The organism is Streptomyces solincola (assembly GCF_002982015.1).
Lineage (GTDB): Bacteria > Actinomycetota > Actinomycetes > Streptomycetales > Streptomycetaceae > Streptomyces > Streptomyces solincola.
Window position 1 is genome coordinate 21,139 of record NZ_PVLV01000186.1, and the last position, 6,978, is coordinate 28,116.

4 protein-coding genes are annotated in these 6,978 nt (G+C 73.0%); all 4 read left to right on the forward strand.

The annotated features are described in order from the left end of the window. Window positions 1-71 precede the first annotated feature (71 nt). The 4 genes from C6N75_RS13610 (at window position 72) to proB (ending at window position 6,659) form a co-directional block, all read left to right on the forward strand. A complete protein-coding gene (locus C6N75_RS13610) occupies window positions 72-1,571 on the forward strand; it encodes a bifunctional cytidylyltransferase/SDR family oxidoreductase (protein ID WP_105869143.1) in 1,500 nt (499 codons plus the stop codon). Window positions 1,572-1,712: 141 nt separating this feature from the next. Then, a complete protein-coding gene (locus C6N75_RS13615; RefSeq protein ID WP_258177399.1) occupies window positions 1,713-3,989 on the forward strand; it encodes a hypothetical protein in 2,277 nt (758 codons plus the stop codon). Between the two features lie 140 nt (window positions 3,990-4,129). After that, entirely contained in the window at window positions 4,130-5,371 is a 1,242-nt protein-coding gene (locus C6N75_RS13620; RefSeq protein ID WP_105869144.1) for a glycosyltransferase family 2 protein, read from the forward strand. A gap of 172 nt (window positions 5,372-5,543) precedes the next feature. Next, window positions 5,544-6,659: a glutamate 5-kinase gene (gene proB / locus C6N75_RS13625; protein ID WP_105869145.1), complete on the forward strand. Its 1,116-nt coding sequence runs from the start codon at window positions 5,544-5,546 to the stop codon at window positions 6,657-6,659. Window positions 6,660-6,978 lie beyond the last annotated feature (319 nt).

Sequence of the window (6,978 nt, forward strand, 5' to 3'; positions counted from 1 at the left end):
GCCTTGCGAGACGATAACGGAGAGTGCCACCATCGGGTCCAACCCCTAGCGTCCCCCGAGGTAGGTCGTCTGTGTCTGCGCCGTTCGAAGCCCCCACCCGAACCACAGCCGTCGTCCTGGCCGGCGGCACCGGCCAGCGGGTCGGGCTCGCGATCCCCAAGCAGCTTCTGAAGATCGCCGGCAAGGCCGTCATCGAGCACACCCTGGCCATCTTCGAGCAGGCCGAGTCCATCGACGACGTGATCGTCCTGATGGCGCCGGGATTCACCGAGGACGTCGAGCGGATCATCGCCAAGGCCGGGCTGACCAAGGTCCGCCGGGTCATCGAGGGGGGCGCGACCCGCAACGAGACCACCGAGCGCGCCATCGCGGCCCTCGGCGAGGGGCTGGCCGAAGGCGAGGACCGCAACGTCCTCTTCCATGACGCGGTCCGCCCGCTGCTGTCACAGCGCGTGATCAGCGACTGCGTGGCGGCCCTCGACCGCTACCAGGCCGTGGACGTCGCCATCCCCTCCGCGGACACCATCATCGTCACCCGCACCCACGGCGAGGACGGCGAGTTCATCACCGACGTCCCCGACCGCACCCGGCTGCGGCGCGGCCAGACGCCGCAGGCGTTCAAGCTCTCCACCATCCGCCGGGCCTACGAGATCGCCGCCGGCGACCCGAACTTCCAGGCCACCGACGACTGCTCGGTGGTGCTGCGGTACCTGCCCGACGTACCGATCCACGTCGTACCGGGCGACGAGTACAACATGAAGGTGACCCAGCCGGTCGACGTCTTCATCGCCGACAAGCTGTTCCAGCTCGCCTCCTCCTCCGCCCCCCGCCAGGCCGACGAGGCCGCCTACCGCGAGCTCCTCGCCGGCAAGACCCTGGTCGTCTTCGGCGGCTCGTACGGCATCGGCGCCGACATCGCCCGGCTCGCCGAGAGCTACGGGGCGACTGTCCACGCCCTCGGCCGCTCCAGTACCGGCACCCACGTGGAGAACCCGGAGCACGTCGAGAAGGCGCTGGCCACGGCGTACGCCGAGACCGGCCGCGTCGACCACGTCATCGTCACCGCCGGGGTGCTGCGCATCGGCAAGCTCGCCGAAACCGACCACGCCACCATCCGGGAAGCGCTCGACGTCAATTACCTGGCGCCCGTGCAGATCGCCCAGGCTTCCTACAAGTACCTGGTCGAGACCAAGGGGCAGCTCCTGCTCTACACGTCCTCCAGTTACACGCGGGGCCGCGCCGAGTACAGCCTCTACTCGTCCACCAAGGCCGCCATGGTGAATCTCACCCAGGCCCTCGCCGACGAATGGGCCGCCGACGGAATCCGTGTGAACTGCGTCAATCCCGAGCGCACCGCCACCCCCATGCGTACCAACGCCTTCGGCCAGGAGCCGGCCGGCTCGCTGCTCTCCTCCGAGGCCGTCGCCCGCACCTCCCTGGACGTTCTGCTCTCCGAACTGACCGGCCACGTCATCGACGTGCGCCAGCAGGACCCGACCGCCGGCGCGAGCGAGGCCTCCGGGTTCGAGCAGGCCCTCGCGGCGGTCCTGGACCGCCAGGGGGATGTGTAATACTCGGCGGATATCCATTCCGGGGTCGAACGATTCCGGCGCAGGAAAGGCCGGAAATCCGATAAGGGCGCTGCCGGAAACGGCACGGGCACAGGAAATTCACAGTCGGCCGCGAACGTCCCCTTCTGGAGCAGATCTCACGTGATTTCGACCGTCATTCGGCTGGCCCGCGTCGGCAGCAGGTCCGAACTGGCCGCGGCCGCCTTGATGGGACTGGGCTATCCGAGCATCCTGGCCGCCGCCCTGATACCGAACCTGTGGCTCTTCGCAGCGGCCGCGGCGGTCACCTACGCCACCGACTGGTATCTGCACCAGAAGAGCAGCTACCTGGTCAACCGGCTCGGCGCGGTGCGGCTCGGCCTGCCGATCCGGTTCCTGCTGCGCGAACTGCTGCTGATCCTTCTGCTGGCCCGCGAGGGCCTCGCCGACCACCCGCTGTTCTACGCCGCCGCCGGTTGCCTGCTGCTCTTCTACGGCCTCCAGGCCGCGCAGGGCGCCCTCGCCACCCTGGTCCGGCTCCGCCGCACCATGCCGGTCGTCACCCGCAACATCGACCTGCACGCGGTGCGCGTCCCCGACGCCCCGCCGCGCACTCTGCTGCACCGCTCCGGCGAGAAGATGCTGCACGCCGACGTCCTCATGCTGGCCGGCCTGCTGACGGCCGTCCTGTCCGGACGGGACGTCTACGGCTACGCGGGCGTGGCCGGCACCCTCGCGCTCGGCCTGCTCTACATCCTCGCCCTCGCCCCCTACCTGCGCGGCCGCCACCGCGTCCCGGCCGCCGGCGCCGTGCTCAAGGCCGTGACCCGGTGGCTCGGCGAGTACCAGCCGACCGTCGCCCTGTACTTCTCGGGCGGCAAGGACTCCGCGTACCAGCTCAACATGTGGCTGGAGACCCTGGAGCACCTGGACGGGCGGCCGATCATCATCATGCGCGAGCGCAACCTGGTCGAGCGGCTGCACCAGACCACCGTGCCGGTCCTCTGCGTCCCCGGCGGCCAGCACCTGATGGCCATGGACCTGTCCACCATCAGGGTCACGCTCTACCCGGCCAACGTGGGCAAGAACATCCACATGCTCCGCGAGCCGAGCATGAAGCACGTCTTCATCGGCCACGGCGACAGCGACAAGCTGGCCAGCGTCAACCCGTACTCCAAGGTGTACGACGAGGTGTGGACCGCCGGCCGGGCCGGCCGCGACCGGTACGCCCTCGCCGAGGTCGGCGTGCGCGACGAGGACATCGTGGAGGTCGGCCGCCCTCAGCTCGCGCCGATCGCCGCCGACGCCCCGAAGCACCCCGTCCCCACCATCCTGTACGCCCCCACCTGGGAGGGCTGGGACCACAAGGCGGGTAACACCTCCCTGCTGCTGGCCGGCGAGAACATCGTCCGGCGGCTGCTGGACGCCGACCGCCCGGTGCGCGTCGTCTACAAGCCGCACCCCTTCACGGGGCTGGTGAACGGCAAGGCCAAGGCCGTCGACGCCCGCATCCGGAAGATGATCGCCGCCGCCTCGGCGGCCCGGGCCGCCGACCCCCGGTGGGCCGGCCAGGCCGCCGAGACCGCCGGGCAGCGGTCCGCCGCCCGCGCCGAACTCACCCGGATCGAGGCCCGCCTCGCGGAGCTGACCGACACCGGCCGCCCCGGCAGCGACGAGGCCGAGACCTCCCGCACCTCGCTCGCCGACCCGCACCGCCTCGCCGAGGTCCGGCGGCTGCGCGCCGAGCGCGCCGACGCCCACTGGCGCTCGCTCGGCTGGTGGGAGCACACCGTCGTCACCGGCTCCGCGCCCTCGCTGTACGACTGCTTCAACGAGGCCGACGCCATGGTCTCCGACATCTCCAGCGTCGTGTCCGACTTCATCACCAGCGGCAAGCCGTACGCGGTGACCGACTCCGCCGAGGTGGGCGCGGAGGAGTTCAAGCGCCAGAACACCGCCGTACGAGCCGCGGTCATCCTCTCCAACAGCGCCGCCGAGCTGGACGAACTGCTCGACGCCGTCGCCGACCCGGCCGCCGACCGACTGGCCGGGGCCCGACGGGAGCTCAAGCGGTACCTGCTCGGAGCGGACCGGCCGACCTCCCAGGAGCGCTTCAACGCGGCCGTGCACGCCCTGGCCGCCAAGGCCGAGGCCCGCAACGCGCGCGTCGCCCGGAAGCTGGCCGGCGCGGAGATCGCCCAGCTCGACGGAGAGGCCGACGGCGTCGTGGAACCGCCGGAGGCCGCCACCGCGGACACCGTCGCCGAGCAGGGCGCCGGCGAGGCGGAGCCCGACGCCCCGGCCGCCACCGGCCCGTCGGCCGTCGACCCGGCCGCGGTCGAGGCGACCGACGCCGACCCGGCGATCGCCGACGCCGCGGCCGTCGCCGGCGCCTCCGCCGAAGCCGCGGCGCCGACCACCTCGGCCGCCGCCTCCTGACCGCACGGGCCCGGAGCCGGCCGCCGGAACACGGCGCGGCCGGCTCCGGGCCCCCCGCTGTTCCGCGCCGCCCGCCCGCACGGCGCACCGGAGCGGGCGTCCCGTCCGGCTCCACCCAGCCTCGATCCTTAAGGCGTTCGATGACCGACCACCACCCCGCCGCCTCCGGTACGCCGGCCGGCGCCGCCGACGTCCCCGACGTCACCGTCGTCGTCGGCGCCTACCAGGCCATGCCGTACCTGGTGAAGTGCCTGGAGTCCGTCGAGGCGCAGACCCTCGGCGCCGACCGCATCGAGATCGTCGCCGTGGACGACGGCTCCACCGACGGCACCGGTGAGTACCTTGAGGAGTTCGCGGCCCGCTCCAAGGTGGCCACCCGCGTGGTCCGGCAGGCCAACTCCGGCGGCCCCGGCGGCCCCCGCAACAAGGGCCTGTCGCTGGCCCGCGGCCGGTTCGTGTTCTTCCTGGACGCCGACGACTACTTCGGCGAGGAGGCCCTGGAGCGGATGGTCGCCATGGCCGACCGGGCCGGCACCGACGTCGTCCTGGGCAAGGTCGTCGGCGTCAACCGCGGCGCCCCGAAGTCCATGTGGAAGAAGACCGTCGAGCACGCCGACGTCTACGCCTCCAACGTGAAGTACACGCTCAGCGCGCAGAAGCTGTTCCGCCGCGAGCTGCTGGTGCGGCACGACATGAGCTTCGACACCTCCATGCGCACCGGTGAGGACGCCCTGTTCACGCTGGAGGCCTACCTGCGGGGCAGCGGCGTCTCGATCGTCGCCGACTACACCTGCTACTACCTGGTCGGCCGGGACGACGGCGTCCACCTGACCAAGAGCGGCAGCTACGCCATCCGCTTCGAGTCCGCCCGGCGGCTGATGGAGCTGATCGCCGAGCTGGTGCCGGCAGGCGACCGGCGCGACCAGTTGATGGTCCGTCCCTTCACCATCACCCTGCTGCCCCAGTTCGGCCCGGTCGTGCTGGGCCAGTCCCGCGAGGTGCTGGCCGACAAGTTCACGCTGGCCGCCCCGCTGACGGCCGCCCACTTCACACCGGGTCTGGCCCGGCGCCTCAAGCCGCAGGACCGGCTCCGGCTGACCTGCGTCGCCCTCGGCAAGCAGGACGCGCTGCTGGAGATCGCCGCCTTCCTCAAGGCCGGCACCAGCCCGGAGACGGTACGCGGACTGCGCGGCGAGTACCTCGCCTACCCGGGCTTCCGGGACCGCGCCACCGGCATCCCGGACACCGCCTACCAGCTCGTGGGCCGGCCCGGTCGGCTCCGGACCGCCCCCGACGGCGCCCGGCGGCGAGCCCGCAAGGCGGCCCGCCGCGCACGGCGGATCGCCGGCCGCGCCCTGCGGAAGCTGGGACTGCGCCGCTGACGGCATTCCGGTCGCCGGGGCGGCGCCGGGACGGTGCCGCCACGGAGGGGCGGGCGCGGACCCGTCCGCCCCGGCGGCTGTCCACGCGGCTGTCCATGCACTGAAACCGGCGAGCGCCCGGCGTCCGCCCTGGCATATGTTTCCCCGTGTGACAGAGGTGGCAAGGCAGCAGGTGACGGAAGCCCGCAGGATCGTCGTCAAGGTCGGCTCGTCGTCCCTGACCACCGCCTCCGGCGGACTGGACGCCGACCGGGTCGACGCCCTGGTGGACGTCCTCGCGGCCGTGCGCGCCGGCGGGGACAAGGAGATCGTCCTCGTCTCCTCGGGCGCCATCGCCGCCGGGCTCGCCCCGCTCGGCCTGGTGCGCCGCCCCAAGGACCTGGCGCGCCAGCAGGCCGCCGCCAGCGTCGGCCAGGGACTGCTGGTCGCCCGCTACACCGCCTCCTTCGCCCGCTACGGCGTCCGCGTCGGCCAGGTCCTGCTCACCACCGACGACACCAGCCGCCGCGCCCACTACCGCAACGCCTACCGGACCCTCGACCAGTTGCTCACCATGGGCGCCCTGCCCGTGGTCAACGAGAACGACACCGTCGCCACCGACGAGATCCGCTTCGGCGACAACGACCGGCTCGCCGCGCTCGTCGCCCACCTGGTCCGCGCCGACCTGCTCGTCCTGCTCTCCGACGTGGACGGGCTGTACGACGGCAACCCGGCCAAGCCCGGCACCTCGCGGATCGCCGAGGTACGCGGCCCGGCCGACCTCCAGGGCGTCGAGATCGGCTCGGCCGGCAAGGCCGGCGTCGGCACCGGCGGCATGGTCACCAAGGTCGAGGCCGCCCGGATCGCCGCCGCCGCCGGCGTCCCGGTCGTGCTGACCGCCGCCAGCCGCGCCGCCGACGCCCTCGCCGGCCGCGACACCGGCACGTGGTTCCACCGCACCGGCCGCCGCTCCGCCGACCGGTTGCTCTGGCTGGCGCACGCCTCCACCCCGCAGGGCGCCCTGGTCCTGGACGACGGCGCGGTGCGCGCCGTCGTCGAACGGCGCACCTCCCTGCTGCCGGCCGGCATCGAGACCGTCGAGGGCGACTTCTCGGCCGGCGACCCGGTCGAGCTGCGCGACACCTCCGGCCGCCCGGTCGCCCGCGGCCTGGTCTCCTTCGACGCCCGGGAGATCCCGCAGCTCCTCGGCCGCTCCACCCGGGAGCTGGCCCGCGACCTCGGCCCGGCCTACGAGCGCGAGGTCGTACACAGGGACGACCTGGTCGTCCTCCAGCCTGGAAACGGCTGAAACACCGGCCTTCGTACCGGGACCTTCGGGAAAACCGCCCCACGCCGTGCGCGAGGCTGGTCAACTTTGTCCCAAGGCCGGCCGTAGCCGCGGTTGAACGGCGCCGCAGACGAGACGGAACGGCGCCGGCGGCCATGGAGGAGGGAGGCGGAACGCGAAAGTCCGGTTTCGGACGCCCGGGTTTCGGACGCCCCGGGTCCGTCGCCCTGCCCTGCTCGCCCCGGGCCGCCGGGGCGCCGGCCGGAGCGGGACGGCGGACGGGTCGGGCGGGCAGAGTACGGCGGCCCGGGGCGAGCAGGGCAGGGCGACGGACCCGGGG

Coding starts and splice junctions, on each gene's coding strand:
- C6N75_RS13620 (WP_105869144.1), top strand. CDS start 4,130: ATGACCGACCACCACCCCGCCGCCTCCGGTACGCCGGCCGGCGCCGCC.